Origin of the sequence: Metapseudomonas resinovorans (assembly GCF_002003485.1) — a bacterium.
GTDB lineage: Bacteria > Pseudomonadota > Gammaproteobacteria > Pseudomonadales > Pseudomonadaceae > Metapseudomonas > Metapseudomonas resinovorans_D.
Genome location: NZ_BDMA01000097.1, coordinates 71,532 through 87,029, shown reverse-complemented (window position 1 = coordinate 87,029; position 15,498 = coordinate 71,532). Strand labels below are relative to the sequence as shown.

Here is a 15,498-nt window from a genome sequence, read left to right as displayed (position 1 = left end):
TCCCGACACCCGTTACCTATGTCCCCCGGCTGAACACTGTGCGCACCGACTTCAGGATCAGCTTCGACACCGCGTGAAACCGCCGGTGCGCACGGCGCACCCTACCGGACTGGCTTCATCCTGCTAGCCCGAGGACGCCATAGATGGTGAAACAAGGCACTTGTAGGAGCGAGCTTGCTCCTACAAAAGGTCTCGCCACCCGGCACTGAATGGCAAATAAGCCATCTTATGGCTTAATTGCCACCTACCGGTCATCAAAATTCCGCATTGTCCACATGGACTTCATGGCTATCGGAAACCACCGGTTTAGAGGCGATCTCTCACTATTTGCGGGCCGTTATAACCATCTCCAGCACTGCCGCTGGTCGGACTTTTGATCGTTTTTTGATCAAAATCCGCAAGTTGCGATTATTATGCCCCGGCGATCAGGACGCGCCCTGATATCAACACCACTGATTAGCGCGCCTGACTTTGGCATCTAAATCGTGAACAACTCCACAGTGCATGAGTTCATGTACCGGGGATTTTTTGTCCCCAAAAAAGTTTGCGGTTAACACAATTCCAATGCCGCTGTTGCATCAGTACAGCGCCCATTTGTTAGAAAGAGGTAAACCATGGAGCTTTTTCATCTTGTTGCTTCCCTGTTCCAGCAGCCGGCAACCATGGAGCTGACTCGCATGGGCGTCGTCTACGCCCACCTCATTGCTTGCTGCGTGGCCATCGGCCTGGTCCTGACCAGCGATATCGCCATGGTCAAGCAACTGTTCCAGGGCCGCGACTCCACCGAGGCCGATAAAGAACACCTGCATACGCTGAAGAAGACCGTATTGCTCGCCCTGGCAGCACTCTGGGTGACCGGCATCGGCATCCTCGCGCTGGATTACTCGCAGAAGGGTGCGATGTACTTCCTCAACCCGAAACTCCAGTCCAAGATCCTTGTGGTCGCCCTGCTGACCCTCAATGGCTGGGTACTGCACAGCGTGGTAATGCCTGCGATGGACAAGGCCGGCAGCCTGCTGAAGATGGACATCAACGCCCGTAGCCTCGCGCTGTTCTCGGGTGTCGTTTCCGGGGTGTCCTGGTTCTACGGCGCGATGCTGGGAATTGCCCGTCCGCTGAGCTGGAAATACTCCCTGGGCGAAATCATGGTCGCCTACCCGGTACTCATCTGCCTCGGCTTCGTCGCGATGACCCTGCTGGTGAAGTGGGCCGCCAACCGGACCCCGGCCCAGGCCAAGGTCCCTGCTGGAATGACCCCCGCGCTCGCTACCTGCTGAGCGTGGGCGGGCAAGGACGCCCGACCTTATTGAAAAAAGCCGCAGGGGCCAATCAGGCCCCTGCGGCTTTTTCGTTGAAACGATTTGATGGGTTTCGCTTCGCTCTACCGCATCCTACGGATCTAGCGAGTGATCAACCTGCTGACGCTGACCGTAGGATGGTGTGGAGCGCAGCGATACCCATCAACAGGCATCACTTAACCGTTTACGCGATTACGAGTCCGGCGTGTCGTCGGTTTTGACCTCATCCCAACTGCTGTCCGGATCGAAGATCTTCATGGCCTTGGCGATCTTCTCGCTGTCGCGTCCCAGGTCCTTCTGAAATACCTGGCCCTCGTGGCTGATCATGAAGCTCATCACTCCGCTGTCGCCGTACTGGGCTGGCCAGGCGACCAGGGCGAAGCCGCGGCTCATGGCCTTGCCGAGCATGTAGCCGTAAGCGCCACCGGGGGCCGACGGCCCTTGCGCGGTGAGGATGCGGAAGTGATAGCCGTGCCAGTCGTCACCCTTGGTCTGGCCACCAAAGAGCGGGCCGAGCGGACTCTCCTCGGTACCGTCTTCATCGGCCCAGTAAAGACCGTCGTGCTGGCCATCGCTGCTGATGAACTTCTGGGCGTACTCGAGGATGCCGTCACCATTGCGATCGACCTCGGCGTAGTCCATTTGCGCGTCGTGATACGCCTCTGCCGCCTCGATGGCCGACAGCTCATTGCGACCGATGCGGCGCAGGCGAATCTCCTCGCCGCCGGCCTTGGCGTCGAAGCTCCAGCCTTCCTTGCCCTGGACGATGGGGATCGGCAGGGTCCAGGGGTCATTACCGACGACGACATGGGCGCGGCCCTTGGTGGCGGTGTCGATGCTGTGCTTTTCCCGGTAGTAGGCGATGAAGGCATCGACGTCCTTTCGTTCGATGCCCTTGGTGGGGATGTACTCCTGCCAGTTGGCCCCCAGCAAAGCAGCGAGGCGATTGGCATCGGCCTTTTCGGTTCCGAGGGCGGCGACGAAGGCATCGGCTGCGGCGTCCGGAGTCTTGAAACGCTCGATTGCGCCGGCGCCCATGGCGCAGGCGGCGAGCGACAGCAGGGCGAAGATGCGGATTGCGCGATTCATGTGCTGTCTCCTTTCAGCGCCGACGGCCACCACCGCCACGAGACGGTGCGTGGGCTGGACGTTGCACCTGCCGGCCGGCAGAAGCCCTTTGAGTTTGAGGACGCGAGGCTGAGGCCCGACTGAACTCACCCCGACTGGTCGCCGCGCGCGACTGGGATGGCTGCCGCGCGCCGGCAAAGGCGTTGTTGCGCGGTGCCTGCTTGCGGGCGGCAGTGTGCTGCTGACGGGCCTGCTGGCGGACCTGCTGGTTGTTCTGCGCTCGCGGGCGTTGCTGGCGGTTGGCATCACCCGCCTGGCGCTGCTGCCGGGCGCTTTCGGCACGTTGGCGAGCCTGCGGGTCATTGCGCATGTCGCGAGTGGCGGCCTGGGCGCGTTCGCGAGCCTGCTGGTTGGTACGGGCTGGAGCCTCGATGCCGCGTTGCTGCAGGCTCTGGCGGGCTTTCTGGCGTTCCGCGGTGCGGTTGGCGTCATACCCACGCGCAGCCTCGCGCTGCTGGCTGCCATTCAGGCGCAGGCCATTCTGCTGACGATTGACATTGTCGCGGTAGGGCACGCCCTGGCGGTTGACCGGGTTGTGGACGAACTTGTTCTGGTTGCGGTTGATCTGCCGGTTGCTGTTGATGTTGTTGTACTTGTTGACGTCGATGTCGACATCACCGCCGCCCCAGTCAAAGTCGCCCCAGAGTGAGTTGACGATGCCCACGCCGACACCGAAGGCCAGGCCCGTCGCCAGGCCCGTAGCGATGGGATAGCCGTAGCTGGGCGGTGGTGGATAGTAGGGAGGGGGATAAGACGGGTAGGACCAGGAGCCGTAGACCACGGTCGGGTTGTAGCTGGGGACGTAGACCACTTGCGGGTTCGCAGGCTCGATGACGATGGTCTGGGTGGCTGCTGGCTGCACCACGGTGGTAGTGGAGCTGGGTGGAGGAGCCGACTGCACAGTTACCGTCTGCTGCTCGTTGGATTGCAGATTGCCGGCGGCCTGAGCCTGGCGGCGCAAGCGCTGGACGGAATCCATCACATCGTTGGGTTGGGCGAGGAAGGCATCCCCCACGCGTTGCACCCAGGCTGGGTCCTGACCGAGGGTGGCAAGCACCTGCGGGAAAGCCACGAGCGACTGGACGCTGGGGTCCCAGGGCTGGTTGGCCACCTGCTTCACGGCGTCATCGCCCTTAACGTCCGGATGCGCCTTGGACCAGGCGACCGCGTCCGCCACGTTGCCCGGATAGGTGGCAGCCATCAGCACCTGGGCCAGCAACGAGTCCGGGTAGAGAGCGATGGGCGCCATCATCTGGTCGAGCTCTTCAGTCTTGAACACGGTCTGAGGCGCGGCCGGCTGGGCGGCGGGAGCGGCCGCTTGCGCCGGCGCGGCTTCGGGCGTGGATTCGGGCACGGCGGAAACGCCCGCGCTGGGGGTATCGCCACTTTCGCCGGCGGAGATGCCGGCGTCCGTCGCGGCGAAGGCCGGATTGCAGGCCAGCAAGGCCAGCAGAACGGCATTGAAACGGGTGCGGTTGGCCATGTTGCGTCTCCCGCAAACGGGTTGGTTGTCCTTGACCCCGGCAAAGGCCTGCGCCCTACCGCTGCCGTTCGGAAACGATAGACCAGCCACGCAAGACAGGCCGGGGAAGCTGACAGAAATGTAATCACCTGCCGTTTTCCGATGTGGCAGTTTTGCACTTGAACCGCGCAACGACGGGTTGCGCGGCGCCTCTTTCGACTGACTGGATTGAATCGGCATGCATGGCAAAACCTCGCGGCGGACCTTCGTCAAAGGCCTGGCCGCCGGCGGCATACTCGGTGGCCTTGGGCTGTGGAAAACCCCCGTCTGGGCGGTGACCAGCCCGGGCCAGCCGACGGTGCTCAGTGGCACCGAGTTCGACCTGTTCATTGGCGAGACGCCGGTGAACCTCACCGGCAAGGCGCGCATCGCCAAGACCATCAACGGCACACTCCCCGGTCCACTGCTGCGCTGGCGCGAGGGCGACACCGTGACCCTGCGGGTGCGCAATCGCCTGGACGAAGACACGTCCATTCACTGGCACGGCATGATCCTGCCAGCCAACATGGACGGTGTGCCGGGCTTCAGCTTCGCCGGCATCGCGCCGGACGGTATGTACGAATACCGCTTCCAGGTGAAGCAGCACGGCACCTACTGGTACCACAGCCATTCGGGCGCCCAGGAGCAGGTGGGCGTGTACGGCCCCATCGTCATCGAGCCGAAGGAACCCGAGCCGTACCAGTACCAGCGCGACTACGTGGTGATGCTGAGCGACTGGACCGACGAAGACCCGGCGCGCGTGATTGCCAAGCTGAAAAAGCAATCGGACGTCTACAACCAGCACAAGCGCACCGTCGGCGACTTCATCGATGACGTCAGCAAGGACGGTTGGGCCGCCGCCATGGCCAACCGCAAGATGTGGGCGGAGATGAAGATGAGCCCGACCGATCTCGCGGACGTCAGTGGTGCCACCTATACCTACCTGCTCAACGGCCAGGCGCCCGACGGCAACTGGACCGGGCTGTTCCAGCCGGGCGAGAAGATTCGCCTGCGTTTCATCAACGGCTCGGCGATGACCTACTTCGACGTGCGCATTCCCGGCCTGAAAATGACCGTGATCGCCGCTGACGGCCAGCCGGTGGAACCGGTGAGCGTGGATGAATTCCGCATCGCGGTCGCCGAAACCTACGACGTGCTGGTGGAGCCCACAGGCGACGAGGCCTATACGATCTTCGCCCAATCCATGGACCGTTCCGGCTATGCCCGCGGCACCCTCGCCGTTCGCGAAGGGCTGAGCGCGCCGGTGCCGCAACCGGACCCGCGCCCCCTGATCAGCATGGCCGACATGGGCATGGACCATGGCGCGATGGGGCATGGCGCCGAGAGCCAGGGCGAGATGGCAGGGATGGATCACAGCCAGATGCCGGGCATGGATCATTCGCAGATGGCTGGCATGGATCACTCTGCCATGCAGGGCATGGATCACACGCAGATGGGCGGCCAGATGCAGGCCCACCCCGCGTCCGAAGCCAACAACCCGCTGGTGGACATGCAGACCATGATGCCAGCACCGAAACTCGCGGACCCCGGCATCGGCCTGCGCAACAACGGCCGCCGCGTGCTGACCTACGCCGACCTGCGCAGCACCTTCCCCGATCCCGATGGCCGCACGCCCGGCCGCACCCTCGAACTGCACCTGACCGGGCACATGGAACGCTTCTCCTGGTCCTTCGACGGCATCCCCTTCGCCGATGCCGAGCCGCTGCTGCTGAAGTACGGCGAGCGCCTGCGCATCACCCTGGTCAACGACACCATGATGACCCACCCCATCCACCTCCACGGCCTGTGGAGCGACCTGGAGGACGAGGCGGGCAACTTCATGGTGCGCAAACACACCGTCGACATGCCTCCCGGCACCCGGCGCAGTTACCGCGTCACCGCTGACGCCCTGGGCCGCTGGGCCTATCACTGCCACCTGCTGTTCCACATGGACATGGGCATGTTCCGCGAAGTCCGCGTGGACGAATGAAGTAGAGAACCATGAACCGATCGCTGCAAACCCTCGCCGCCGCCCTGACCCTTGCACTGCTGGTGCCCACTGCCTGGGCCGGAGAGAACGACCACGCGACACACCAGAAGGCCGGCGCAGCCGAGAAACAGGGCGTGCCCCATGACCAGATGAACCACGGCCAGATGGATCACAGCCAGATGCCGGGCATGGACCATAGCCAGATGAAGAATATGGATCACAGCAAGATGGACCACGGCGCCATGCACAAGGACGCCAAGCCCAAAGCGGAAAACAGCGATGATCGATAGCCTCAAGCGCCCTACCCTGCTCACCCTGGCGATGGCCATTGCCGTCGCTGGCGGTGCGCAGGCCGCCGAAACCATGGATCACGGCGCCATGGGTCATTGGCAGATGAACCATGAACAGATGGATCACGGCACCATGGACCATGGCCAGATGCAGCACGGCCAGATGGACCATGGCGCGATGGATCACAGCCAGATGAACCATGGCGAGCAACCGGCCCAAACGGACGGATACGGCAGCCGCACGCCCATTCCCGCACCGACCGATGCCGCCCGCGCAGCGGCCTTTCCTGCGCTGCCGGCCCATACCATGCACACCGGCGGCATCAACAGCTTCTTCCTGATGGACCAGCTGGAGTACCAGGACGCCGACGATGCCAGCGTGCTGAGCTGGGACGCTTCCGGCTGGATCGGCGGCGACATCAACCGGTTGTGGTTCCGCTCGGAGGGGGAGCGTGGCAACGGCACGACCGAGGAAGCCGAACTCCAGGCGCTTTATGGCCGCGCCATCAGCCCCTGGTGGGAAGTGGTGGCCGGCGTGCGCCAGGACTTCAAGCCCGGCTCGCCGCAAACGTGGGCGGCCTTCGGCGTCCAGGGCATGCCCTTGTACGGCCTGGAAACCAAGGCCACCGCCTACCTCGGCGAGGGCAGCCAGAGCGCTCTGCGCCTGGAGGCCGAATACGACATCCTGCTGACCAACCGGCTCATCCTGCAGCCCGCGGCCGAGGTCAACGTCTACGGCCGCAATGACCACGAGCGTGGTGTCGGTTCCGGGCTGGGCAACACCGAACTGGGCCTGCGCCTGCGTTACGAGTTCACGCCCCAGTTCGCGCCCTACATTGGCGTGAACTGGAATCGGAACTACGGCAACACCGCCGACTTCGCCCGCGAAGAAGGTGACGACAATGACGAAGCCCGGTTCGTCGCCGGTATCCGCTTCTGGTTCTGAGCACCCAACCATGAAAAGAACAATAAAAACCCTGGCCCTCGTCGGCCTGGTGGTCGCCGCCAGCGCGGGCGGCGTGGTTTACAGCGGCGTGGTGAACGTCGCCGCCGACGACCCGCACTACTCCCTCGTGCACGCCTTCCTCACCGCCGCGCGTGAGCGCTCCATCGAGGTTCGTTCGCGCGACATCCCGGTTCCACCCCTGGATGACGCAAAGCTGATACGCGCCGGCGCCGGCAACTACGCGGCCATGTGCGCAGGTTGCCACCTTGCCCCCGGCCTCGCCGCCACCGAGCTCAGCCAGGCCCTCTACCCCGCTCCGCCGAACCTGAGCCAACAAGGTGTGGCCGGCGACCCCGCAGCCGCCTTCTGGGTGATCAAGCACGGCATCAAGGCCACCGGCATGCCGGCCTGGGGCAAGAGCATGGGCGACGAGCACATCTGGGGCATGGTGGCCTTCCTTCAGCACTTACCCAAACTGGATGCAGACGGTTATCGCCAGTTGATTGCCGCCAGCGACGGGCATCAGCATGGCGGTGGGGGAAGCCAGGGCCACGGGCATGAGGCCGAAGTTACCCAGGAAGAAGGGCATGGGGATGCAGAAGGGCATGCGCATTAATAGACGTCCACGTTCGTAGAACGTGATTTCTGCGCCTGGCTCATCGCCGAACGTGTAGGAGCGAGGGGGACGCCGAGTTCTTGCTCGCGAACAGCCCGGGCGGGATCTTTTCGCGAGCAAGCTCGCTCCTACAACCTGCCAACCGGAGCGCAGGCGTGTCTCAGAAGTCCACTTTTCCCCTGCCGGCCTTGATCACCCCGCGCTTGGCCTTGCCTTCCAGCCGGCGCTTCTTCGAGCCCAGTGTGGGCTTGGTCGGCCGTCGTGCCTTCTGCACCTTGGTCACGCTGCGGATCAGTTCCGCCAGGCGTTCAAGGGCGTCGGCGCGGTTCTGTTCCTGGGTGCGGTATTGCTGGGCCTTGATGATGATCACGCCGTCGCCGGTGATGCGGCCGTCGCGAAGTTGCAGCAGGCGCTCCTTATAGAAGTCCGGCAGCGATGAGGCATTGATGTCGAAGCGCAGGTGCACAGCGCTGGAGACTTTGTTGACGTTCTGCCCTCCCGCACCCTGGGCACGGATGGCGGTCAGCTCGATTTCGTCGTCAGGCAGGTGGACGCTGTTGGAGATCAGCAGCATGGGCATGCAAACCAGGGGCAAGGATGCAAAGCATACGTAGGCTGCGCGGCGCCTGCCAGAAACGCTTGTCTGCACCATCCCGGCCGCAGCAATAAAAAAGCCCCGCCAGATGGCGGGGCTCAAGCAAAGGAGCGGAAACCCGTGTCTGCTTAGAACACGTATTGGGCACGGACGACCATGCCGTCGCCGTCGTCGTCGCCAACCGCGTTGGTGGCGTTGTCCACTTTGGACTTGACGTAGTAGCCGCTGATCTTGACGGCTTCGTTGGCGTACCAGTTCAGACCGACGTTGTGCACTTTGGCTTCGACGTCGTCGATGTTGGCGAAGGCGCCGTTGTCGTCTTCAGCACTGATGTTGTCGTAGCGATAGAACACTTCCCAGGCGCCGATGCGGTTGTTCGACGGTTTGATCTTGTCGAACTTGCCCAGTTTGTAGTCACGGGCTTCGCCGGTCAGGGTGTAGGCAACCTGAACGTAGTAGCCGTCAGCGTCGATGTCCTTACGGTTGGCAGCCTTGGCTTCCACTTCGCGGCTCAGGTATTCGCTCTGGATGGAGAACGGACCGGTGGCGAAGGCAGCTTCCAGGCCCCAGGTGCTGTCGTCTTCGTACGCGCCGACCGGGGTGTTGTTGGCGCCAGCCAGTACCAGGCGGTTGCCGTTGTTGCCAGCGTCCTGGCCACCGTCGGTGCTCACACCGCGGATGCCCAGGCGGCTGCGGATACGGCCGTCGAAGGAGGTGTCGGACAGGTCGCGCTGGGCGTAGTTCACGCCGAAGTGCAGGACGTTGCCGGCCTCGTGCAGCGGGGCGAAGACGCCACGTGCGTTGAACTGCTTGACGCTGTCGCCGTCCTTGTCGGAGTTGGTGGCATCGTTGGCCATGATGCCAGCGGAGCCGTACAGGGATGCGCCGTAGCTGCCGGATACCTGTACGCCCATGCCGCCATTGTGGAGGTTGACGTAGTCGGCCAGGTCATAGGCAGCGGTACGCTCCTGGGCGGTCACCCACTTGGAGCTGGTGGCTTTTTCCAGGCCGAAGTCGGGGTCGAAGCGACCCATCTTGATGGCGATGGGCGCGAAGCCGAGGTAGGAGATGGAGGCTTCGTCGAAGTAGCCGTCACCGTTGGAGTCGCTGCCGCTGCCGCCACGGTTGTCGCCGCCGGCGTTGTGGGAGAAGTCGTAGTTGATCTGGTAAGCCCAGTCGGTGAAGGCAATACCACCCAGCTCGAGGAACGCGCGGCGGAAGTAGCCAGCGTCAGCGGTGTTGCCGTTCACGGTGTAGAAACCGTCGAAGCGGCTGTAGTCAGCCTGCAGACGGCCGCCGAGCTTGAAGCTGAAAGCCTTGTCGGTGGTGCCGACTTCCAGGCCGCCTTTGGTCTTGATGACGATATCGGCACCGTCGGTGGTAACGGTACCGGCGAAAGCCTGGGCGGAAATGGCCAGAGCCATGGCGCTGGCGGCAAAACCGGCGAAGTGCTTACGGATCATCGAAGGGTTCCCCTATTGGTCTTTAGCGTTAGAAAACACGAGAGCGTCTCGGGCTCGTCGGTGCTGGTGGGGAATCTTGGCGGCGGGTTATTTCAGCTCAGTTGCTTATATATAAATATTTTGTGACAACGGAACTTTTTACTTCGAAAGACAATAAGCAAGTAGGTGCTCTAGCACGCAGATTTCAGCCGATTTCTCCGTGCTCGGCGCGTAAAAAAGAATTGAAGGGGGCGACTTGCGAAACTGCCGTTTCGCGACTACTACGAGGCGGGGAAAGGAAGGCTAGAGGGAATCACGGCGTTTCTGCGCCAGGTGTGCGGCCAGATCGTCCACATCGGCAGCCGGGATCTCCGGCAGCAGGCGAACGACAGCCTGGGTCAGCCTCATCTGCTTGATGAAGCGCCGGCAATTGCGGCACAGCATGAGGTGACGACGCACAGCCATACGCTCACGAAAACTGAGTTCGCCATCGAGCAATTCGCTGGAGCGGGCAACCAGTTCCTTGCACGTCAGCATTGGCCTGTCTCCTCGAAATGTTCCAGGGTGGCGAACAGCTTCAGGCGTCCACGATGCAGCAGCACCCGGACATTGGAGAGCGATATCTCCAGTAAATTACAGATTTCCTCCAGTTCCAGGCCTTGGCGCTCACGCAGCAACACCACGCTGCGCTGCATCTCCGACAGGCTGAGCAGGGTCTTCTCCAGGCATTCGCGCAGCTCTTCCCCGGTGAGCAGGGCCTCGGGCGAATCCTCATGCCAGGCCGGCACGATCGCCGCCCAGTGACCGTCCTCGGCGAAGCGGGCATCACCGATAGTCCCATGGGGGGCAGGCAGGTCGTCGAGCAGCACCTCGCGGCGGTTCTGCTTGAGCCGGCTGCGGGCGGTGTTGGCGACGATGGTCAGGAGCCAGGTCTTCAGGCTGGAACGCTGCTGAAAACCGTCGAGGTTGCGCACTACGGCGAACCAGGCGTCCTGCACAACCTCGTCGGCATGCCGATGGCCGACGATCGCGTAGGCCACCGCGCGCATGGCGCCTTGGTAGGCGCCGATCAACTCGCGGAACGCCCCCTGTTCCCCGGCCAGGAGCCGGGGCAGCAGGTCAACGTCGGCCGGTTGACTCATCAGCGCTTGCGCAGGATCACGCTGCCGATGGAGTAACCGGCACCGAAGGAGCTGAGCACACCCAGCGCACCGCTGGGCAGGTCGTCCTGATGCTTGTGGAAGGCGATCACGGAACCGGCGGAGCTGGTGTTGGCGTAGGTGTCGAGGATCACCGGCGCCTCTTGCGGTTCGGCTTCACGACCCAGCAGCTTGCGGGCGATCAGCAGGTTCATGTTGAGGTTGGCCTGGTGCAGCCAGAAGCGCTTCACGTCGGTGACGTTGAGCTTGTTCTCGTCCAGGTGGGCGGCGATCAGTTCGGCCACCATCGGGCAGACATCCTTGAACACCTTGCGGCCTTCCTGGACGAACAGCTTGTCGCGGGCACCCACGCCCTCTTCCGCAGCGCGGTTGAGGAAGCCGAAGTTGTTGCGGATGTTGTTGGAAAACTGGGTCAGCAGCTTGGTACCGACCACGTCGAACTGGTGCTTGGAGGTGGCCTGGTCGGCACGTTCGATGATCACTGCAGTCGCGGCATCACCGAAGATGAAATGGCTGTCGCGGTCACGGAAGTTCAGGTGGCCGGTGCAGATTTCCGGGTTGACCATCAAGATGGCGCGGGCCTGGCCGGTCTGTACCGCGTTGGTGGCAGCCTGGATACCGAAGGTGGCCGAGGAGCAAGCGACGTTCATGTCGTAGCCGAAGCCGTCGATGCCCAGCGCGGCCTGGACTTCGATCGCCACCGCCGGGTAGGCACGCTGCAGGTTGGAGCAGGCGACGATCACACCGTCGATGTCCGCCGGGGTCTTGCCGGCGCGCTCCAGCGCCTGCTTCGCGGCGGCAACGGCCATCTCGCAGAGAATGCCCCACTCGTCATTGGTGCGTTCGGGGATGCGTGGCGTCATGCGCTTGGGATCAAGGATGCCGTCTTTGTCCACCACGAAGCGGCTCTTGATACCGGACGCCTTCTCGATGAAGGCCACGCTGGATTCAGCCAGGGCCTCGATTTCGCCCCGCTCGATGGCGCCGGCGTTCTCGGCATTGAAGGCCTGCACATAGGCGTTGAAGGACTCCACCAGCTCTTCGTTGGAAATGCTGTTGGACGGGGTATACAGGCCGGTGCCACTGATTACGACGTTGTGCACGGTCGATCCTCTCGATGCTGGGCCGCTCGCTCGAACGGCCGGTTCAGGCAGTCAGCCGCCGGCCACGACAGGCCGGCAGCGGAAAATAGTCGTCCCGCCAGGCGGAATGAAACAGCAAACAGGGGTGGAAGCCTTCGCGCGTACATCCTTCGCCGCGCCCCGCTGGCGAGTTCGGCGCCAGTCGGCGAAATCGCCGACGATTGCTTTGCGGGTGGTCCACTTCTTATCCAGATGCGAAGGGTAACGCCAGAAACGACGGCTGGCGACGGGGACTTTCGCCAAAATATCGGGGAAGTGACGCGAACGGATAGTCAGTTTGCGACCTTCAGGTGACAAAGCGTAGTAAGGCTTTTCGAAGACAGGACAAGCGGTATCGGGAAGCCGTGGCCACGAATGGCCACGGCGGGTTCGCAGCTTCAGAAATCCACCGTCCCCGACAGTTTGAAGGTGCGCGGTTCCCCCTGGGTCAGGTAGCCGCCGTTGGCCGAGGCCCAGTAGTTCTTGTCGGTGATGTTCTCGACGTTGGCCCGGAGGGTGAGCTGCTTCTCGTAGGCGCGGAAGCTGTAGCGGGCGCCTGCGTCGAAGCGGTTCCAGGACGGGATGCTGAGTTCATTGGCCGGGTCCGCATATTGGCCGCCGGTGCGCAGCATGCGGGCGTTGATCGCCGCGCCGGGTACGCCGGGGATATCCCAGTCCATCGAGGCATTGAACTGGAACTCGGGCACGCCCACCGCCCGGTTGCCGTCATTCGCGCCGGTCTCGGTGCTCTTCAGCTCGGTGTCCATATAGGTAGCGCCGGCGATCAGGCGCAGGCCATCCAGCGGCTCGCCATAGATGTTCAGCTCTACGCCCTTGTTGACCTGGTCGCCGTCACGGGTGAAGACGTTGCCCACCCGCACGCCGTCGGCCGGCTGCTCGATGCGGTAGACGCCGAAGCTGGCGCCGAAACTGTCCATGTCCAGCTTGACCCCGGCCTCGATCTGCTTGGAGCGGTCCGGCGAGAAGACTTCACCCGGGTTGACCAGTGTCGGGTCGTTGGGCGCCACCGGGCCCGGTGCCAGGCCTTCGATGCGGTTGGCATAGAGGGAGATGTGCTCCGTGGCCTTGAACACGACGCCATAGACCGGCGTGGTGATGGACTTGTCAGACTTGCTGGTGCGATTGCCGTCGCCTCCGAAATTGCCGCCGTCATAGCTGTAGGTTTCCAGCCGAATCGACTGGCGACGCACGCCGAGCGTCAGCAACAGCCGGTCATCGAGCAAACCCAGGGTGTCGGACAGTGCGGCACTGCGGTTGTTGGTCTTGCTGGTGACGCCGGGATCGTGAATATCGCCACCGGTGAAACCGCCGAGGGCCGGAGCCGGAACCGGCGTCGGGTCATAGATGTTGTCGGTGTAGCCGGCGCCGAAGTCGAAGGCGTTGCGCGACTCCTGCCAGAGGGCGGCCACGCCGAGGTTGATCTTGTGGCTCACGGGGCCGGTCTGCAGCTGGCCATTGATACCGGCCATCACGCTTTCGTTGTTTTCCTCGTGGGGAATGAAGGAGATGGCGCCACTGCTGTTGCCGGCTTCGTCCAGCAGTGTGGGCGAGGAAAAGGTGCCTGTTTCATCGGTGTGCTTCACGCCAGCGGCGGCGTAGAGCATCCAGTCGTCATTGAGGTCGAACTCGCCGCGCACCGTGCCGAAGGTGTCTTCGAGTTCGGTGAAGGTCCAGGGCTGGGCCCAGCTGCTATCGGCATCGGGGGCGTGCGGGATGTGGGTGAGACCACCGGCCAGGCTGATCATGTTGCGCCCCTGGTTGACCCGCTGCTTCTGGTAGCCCAGGTCGCCGAAGAGGCGGAAGTAGTCGCCCTGGTAGTCCAGCGCCAACGCCACCAGGTGGGTGCGCTGGTATTCGTCGTCGATGGCGGTGTCACCCTCACGATTGAGCAGGTTGATGCGCGCGCCGATGCGGTTGTCTTCGCCGAAGCGCTGGCCCAGGTCCAGGTGCTGGCCGAGTTGCTGGTCGCTGGTGTAGTCGAGGGTCAGGCTGCGGGTGGGGTCCTGCTCCGCACGCTTGGGCTGGATGTTGACCCCGCCACCGATGCCCGTGCCCGAGGCTGTCACCCCGTTGATGAACGCGTTGGCCCCTTTGAACACTTCGACCCGTTCCACCGCCTCGGTAGCAAGCATCTGCCGGGGCAGGATGCCGTAGAGCCCATTGAAGGAAATGTCGTCGGAATTCAATGGGTAGCCACGGATGACGAATATCTGCGACTGGTTGCCGAAACCGAATGACTGGCGCACCGAGGCGTCATTGAGCAGCACGTCGCCGATGTCCTTGGCCTGCTGGTCCTGGATGCTCTGGGCCGTGTAACTGCTGGCCGAGAAGGGCACGTCCATGTAGTCCTGATTGCCCAGCACGCCGAGCTGGCCACCGCGCGCCACTTGCCCACCGGGATAGGCAGGCGGCAGCGCACTGGGCGCCTCGCGCTTGGCGCTGACGCTGGTAGCGCCAAGTACCACGGCGCCGCCTTCCTGGCCGTCAGTCGAACCTTCGGGTTCATCGGCGGCCAGGGCGAGTCCATTCAGAGAGCAGCAGAGCAGTAACGTGGAGACACGAAGGGGAAATGGGGGAAGCGACGAGTTGGCCATGATCGTTCCTACATGCAAGGCGAAGGGGATCTGGCACTGGCCGCAAAGCAGCCAGCCTGCCGGCGAAGCTCCTCAAGACGGAATGAGAATAGTTGGTATTTGTAATTTCCAATGATTCAGCATCTGTCTCGCAGACGAATACGCGTCTCAATCCCTTTTCTACCGGCTGATTACAGGAAGAAGCCGACGAATGGTGAAGGTGGGGACGGTGATTAAGGTCCGGTGCAACGTCCGATGTGGCCGATGAGGCGCTTCCGGGGTTTTCCAGCGCCGCGTCGGGCGTTAATGTGCACGGCTCGCAAATCGGCAAATGGAGAGCCTTCGATGAGCCTGCACGGCACCTACGATCCGCAGAACGTTTTCGCCCAGATCATTCGCGGCGAGGCCCCCTGCTACAAACTCTACGAAGACGACGACGTGCTCGCCTTCCTCGATATTTTCCCGCAGTCGTTTGGCCACACCCTGGTGATCCCGAAGCGATCCGCCGCGCGCAACATCCTGGAGATCGAAACCGACGCCCTGGCCAAGGTCATGGCCGTGGTGCAACGGCTGACCCACGTACTGGTGCAGGAGCTGCAACCGGCTGGCGTGCAGGTGGCACAGTTCAATGGCGCGCCGGCGGGCCAGACCGTGTTCCACATTCACATGCACATCGTGCCGCGCTTCGACGGCGAATCGCTGGCTATCCACGCCAGCAAGAAGGCTGACCCGAACGAGCTGGAGGCGCTGCAGACTCGCCTGCTGAAGCACCTGGCCTGACGGTTCCTCCGGGGCGCGCCGCGGGATGAACATCGCC

At 63.1% G+C, this 15,498-nt stretch carries 14 protein-coding genes; 6 read left to right on the top strand and 8 right to left on the bottom strand.

The window, feature by feature from the left end; translation table 11 throughout:
* The first annotated feature begins 614 nt into the window (after positions 1-614).
* Positions 615-1,277, top strand: a complete 663-nt coding sequence (locus tag MnOB_RS28240) for a hypothetical protein (RefSeq protein WP_077527853.1) — start codon at positions 615-617, stop codon at positions 1,275-1,277.
* Positions 1,278-1,490: 213 nt separating this feature from the next.
* Here the strand turns inward: MnOB_RS28240 and MnOB_RS28235 are convergent, their stop codons facing one another.
* On the bottom strand, positions 1,491-2,387 hold the full coding sequence (locus MnOB_RS28235) for a DUF2950 domain-containing protein (protein ID WP_077527852.1): 897 nt from the start codon (positions 2,385-2,387) through the stop codon (positions 1,491-1,493).
* Positions 2,388-2,400: 13 nt separating this feature from the next.
* Positions 2,401-3,909: a DUF3300 domain-containing protein gene (locus tag MnOB_RS28230; RefSeq protein ID WP_077527851.1), complete on the bottom strand. Its 1,509-nt coding sequence runs from the start codon at positions 3,907-3,909 to the stop codon at positions 2,401-2,403.
* A gap of 217 nt (positions 3,910-4,126) precedes the next feature.
* Between MnOB_RS28230 and MnOB_RS28225 the strand changes: the two genes are divergently transcribed.
* The 4 genes from MnOB_RS28225 to MnOB_RS28210 are packed head-to-tail and all read left to right on the top strand — an operon-like array spanning position 4,127 to position 7,769.
* Entirely contained in the window at positions 4,127-5,917 is a 1,791-nt protein-coding gene (locus tag MnOB_RS28225; RefSeq protein ID WP_077527850.1) for a copper resistance system multicopper oxidase, read from the top strand.
* Positions 5,918-5,928: 11 nt separating this feature from the next.
* Positions 5,929-6,207, top strand: coding sequence for a hypothetical protein (locus MnOB_RS28220; protein WP_077527849.1), 279 nt, complete (start codon positions 5,929-5,931; stop codon positions 6,205-6,207).
* Positions 6,197-7,153 (top strand): copper resistance protein B, encoded by a 957-nt coding sequence (locus MnOB_RS28215; RefSeq protein WP_077527848.1) that lies wholly within the window; start codon positions 6,197-6,199, stop codon positions 7,151-7,153. Before MnOB_RS28220 ends, MnOB_RS28215 begins: the two co-directional genes overlap by 11 nt.
* Before the next feature lie 10 nt (positions 7,154-7,163).
* The gene (locus MnOB_RS28210) at positions 7,164-7,769 is read left to right on the top strand and encodes a c-type cytochrome (protein ID WP_077527847.1); all 606 of its coding nucleotides are present in this window, start codon (positions 7,164-7,166) and stop codon (positions 7,767-7,769) included.
* A gap of 160 nt (positions 7,770-7,929) precedes the next feature.
* Here MnOB_RS28210 and arfB read toward each other — a convergent pair whose 3' ends face one another.
* From arfB to MnOB_RS28180, 6 genes are all read right to left on the bottom strand, one after another.
* On the bottom strand, positions 7,930-8,343 hold the full coding sequence (arfB, locus tag MnOB_RS28205) for an alternative ribosome rescue aminoacyl-tRNA hydrolase ArfB (protein WP_077527846.1): 414 nt from the start codon (positions 8,341-8,343) through the stop codon (positions 7,930-7,932).
* A gap of 149 nt (positions 8,344-8,492) precedes the next feature.
* A complete protein-coding gene (locus MnOB_RS28200; RefSeq protein WP_077527845.1) occupies positions 8,493-9,827 on the bottom strand; it encodes an OprO/OprP family phosphate-selective porin in 1,335 nt (444 codons plus the stop codon).
* A 282-nt stretch (positions 9,828-10,109) separates the two neighbouring features.
* Complete coding sequence (locus tag MnOB_RS28195) at positions 10,110-10,343, bottom strand: anti-sigma factor family protein (protein ID WP_077527844.1); 234 nt, start codon at positions 10,341-10,343, stop codon at positions 10,110-10,112.
* On the bottom strand, positions 10,337-10,948 hold the full coding sequence (locus MnOB_RS28190; RefSeq protein ID WP_077527843.1) for an RNA polymerase sigma factor: 612 nt from the start codon (positions 10,946-10,948) through the stop codon (positions 10,337-10,339). The genes MnOB_RS28195 and MnOB_RS28190 overlap by 7 nt, the downstream gene beginning before the upstream one ends.
* The gene (locus tag MnOB_RS28185; protein ID WP_077527842.1) at positions 10,948-12,069 is read right to left on the bottom strand and encodes a beta-ketoacyl-ACP synthase III; all 1,122 of its coding nucleotides are present in this window, start codon (positions 12,067-12,069) and stop codon (positions 10,948-10,950) included. Before MnOB_RS28185 ends, MnOB_RS28190 begins: the two co-directional genes overlap by 1 nt.
* A gap of 416 nt (positions 12,070-12,485) precedes the next feature.
* Positions 12,486-14,702: a TonB-dependent receptor gene (locus MnOB_RS28180; RefSeq protein WP_077527841.1), complete on the bottom strand. Its 2,217-nt coding sequence runs from the start codon at positions 14,700-14,702 to the stop codon at positions 12,486-12,488.
* Positions 14,703-15,026: 324 nt separating this feature from the next.
* Here MnOB_RS28180 and MnOB_RS28175 point away from each other — a divergent pair, with 324 nt between their 5' ends.
* Positions 15,027-15,461, top strand: coding sequence for an HIT family protein (locus MnOB_RS28175; protein ID WP_077527840.1), 435 nt, complete (start codon positions 15,027-15,029; stop codon positions 15,459-15,461).
* Positions 15,462-15,498: the final 37 nt, after the last annotated feature.

What these genes read in the sequence shown, in the direction of transcription:
- MnOB_RS28240 (WP_077527853.1), top strand. Translation starts at nt 615, where the DNA reads ATGGAGCTTTTTCATCTTGTTGCTTCCCTGTTCCAGCAGCCGGCAACC.
- MnOB_RS28235 (WP_077527852.1), bottom strand. Translation starts at nt 2,387, where the DNA reads ATGAATCGCGCAATCCGCATCTTCGCCCTGCTGTCGCTCGCCGCCTGC.
- MnOB_RS28230 (WP_077527851.1), bottom strand. Translation starts at nt 3,909, where the DNA reads ATGGCCAACCGCACCCGTTTCAATGCCGTTCTGCTGGCCTTGCTGGCC.
- MnOB_RS28225 (WP_077527850.1), top strand. Translation starts at nt 4,127, where the DNA reads ATGCATGGCAAAACCTCGCGGCGGACCTTCGTCAAAGGCCTGGCCGCC.
- MnOB_RS28220 (WP_077527849.1), top strand. Translation starts at nt 5,929, where the DNA reads ATGAACCGATCGCTGCAAACCCTCGCCGCCGCCCTGACCCTTGCACTG.
- MnOB_RS28215 (WP_077527848.1), top strand. Translation starts at nt 6,197, where the DNA reads ATGATCGATAGCCTCAAGCGCCCTACCCTGCTCACCCTGGCGATGGCC.
- MnOB_RS28210 (WP_077527847.1), top strand. Translation starts at nt 7,164, where the DNA reads ATGAAAAGAACAATAAAAACCCTGGCCCTCGTCGGCCTGGTGGTCGCC.
- arfB (WP_077527846.1), bottom strand. Translation starts at nt 8,343, where the DNA reads ATGCTGCTGATCTCCAACAGCGTCCACCTGCCTGACGACGAAATCGAG.
- MnOB_RS28200 (WP_077527845.1), bottom strand. Translation starts at nt 9,827, where the DNA reads ATGATCCGTAAGCACTTCGCCGGTTTTGCCGCCAGCGCCATGGCTCTG.
- MnOB_RS28195 (WP_077527844.1), bottom strand. Translation starts at nt 10,343, where the DNA reads ATGCTGACGTGCAAGGAACTGGTTGCCCGCTCCAGCGAATTGCTCGAT.
- MnOB_RS28190 (WP_077527843.1), bottom strand. Translation starts at nt 10,948, where the DNA reads ATGAGTCAACCGGCCGACGTTGACCTGCTGCCCCGGCTCCTGGCCGGG.
- MnOB_RS28180 (WP_077527841.1), bottom strand. Translation starts at nt 14,702, where the DNA reads ATGGCCAACTCGTCGCTTCCCCCATTTCCCCTTCGTGTCTCCACGTTA.
- MnOB_RS28175 (WP_077527840.1), top strand. Translation starts at nt 15,027, where the DNA reads ATGAGCCTGCACGGCACCTACGATCCGCAGAACGTTTTCGCCCAGATC.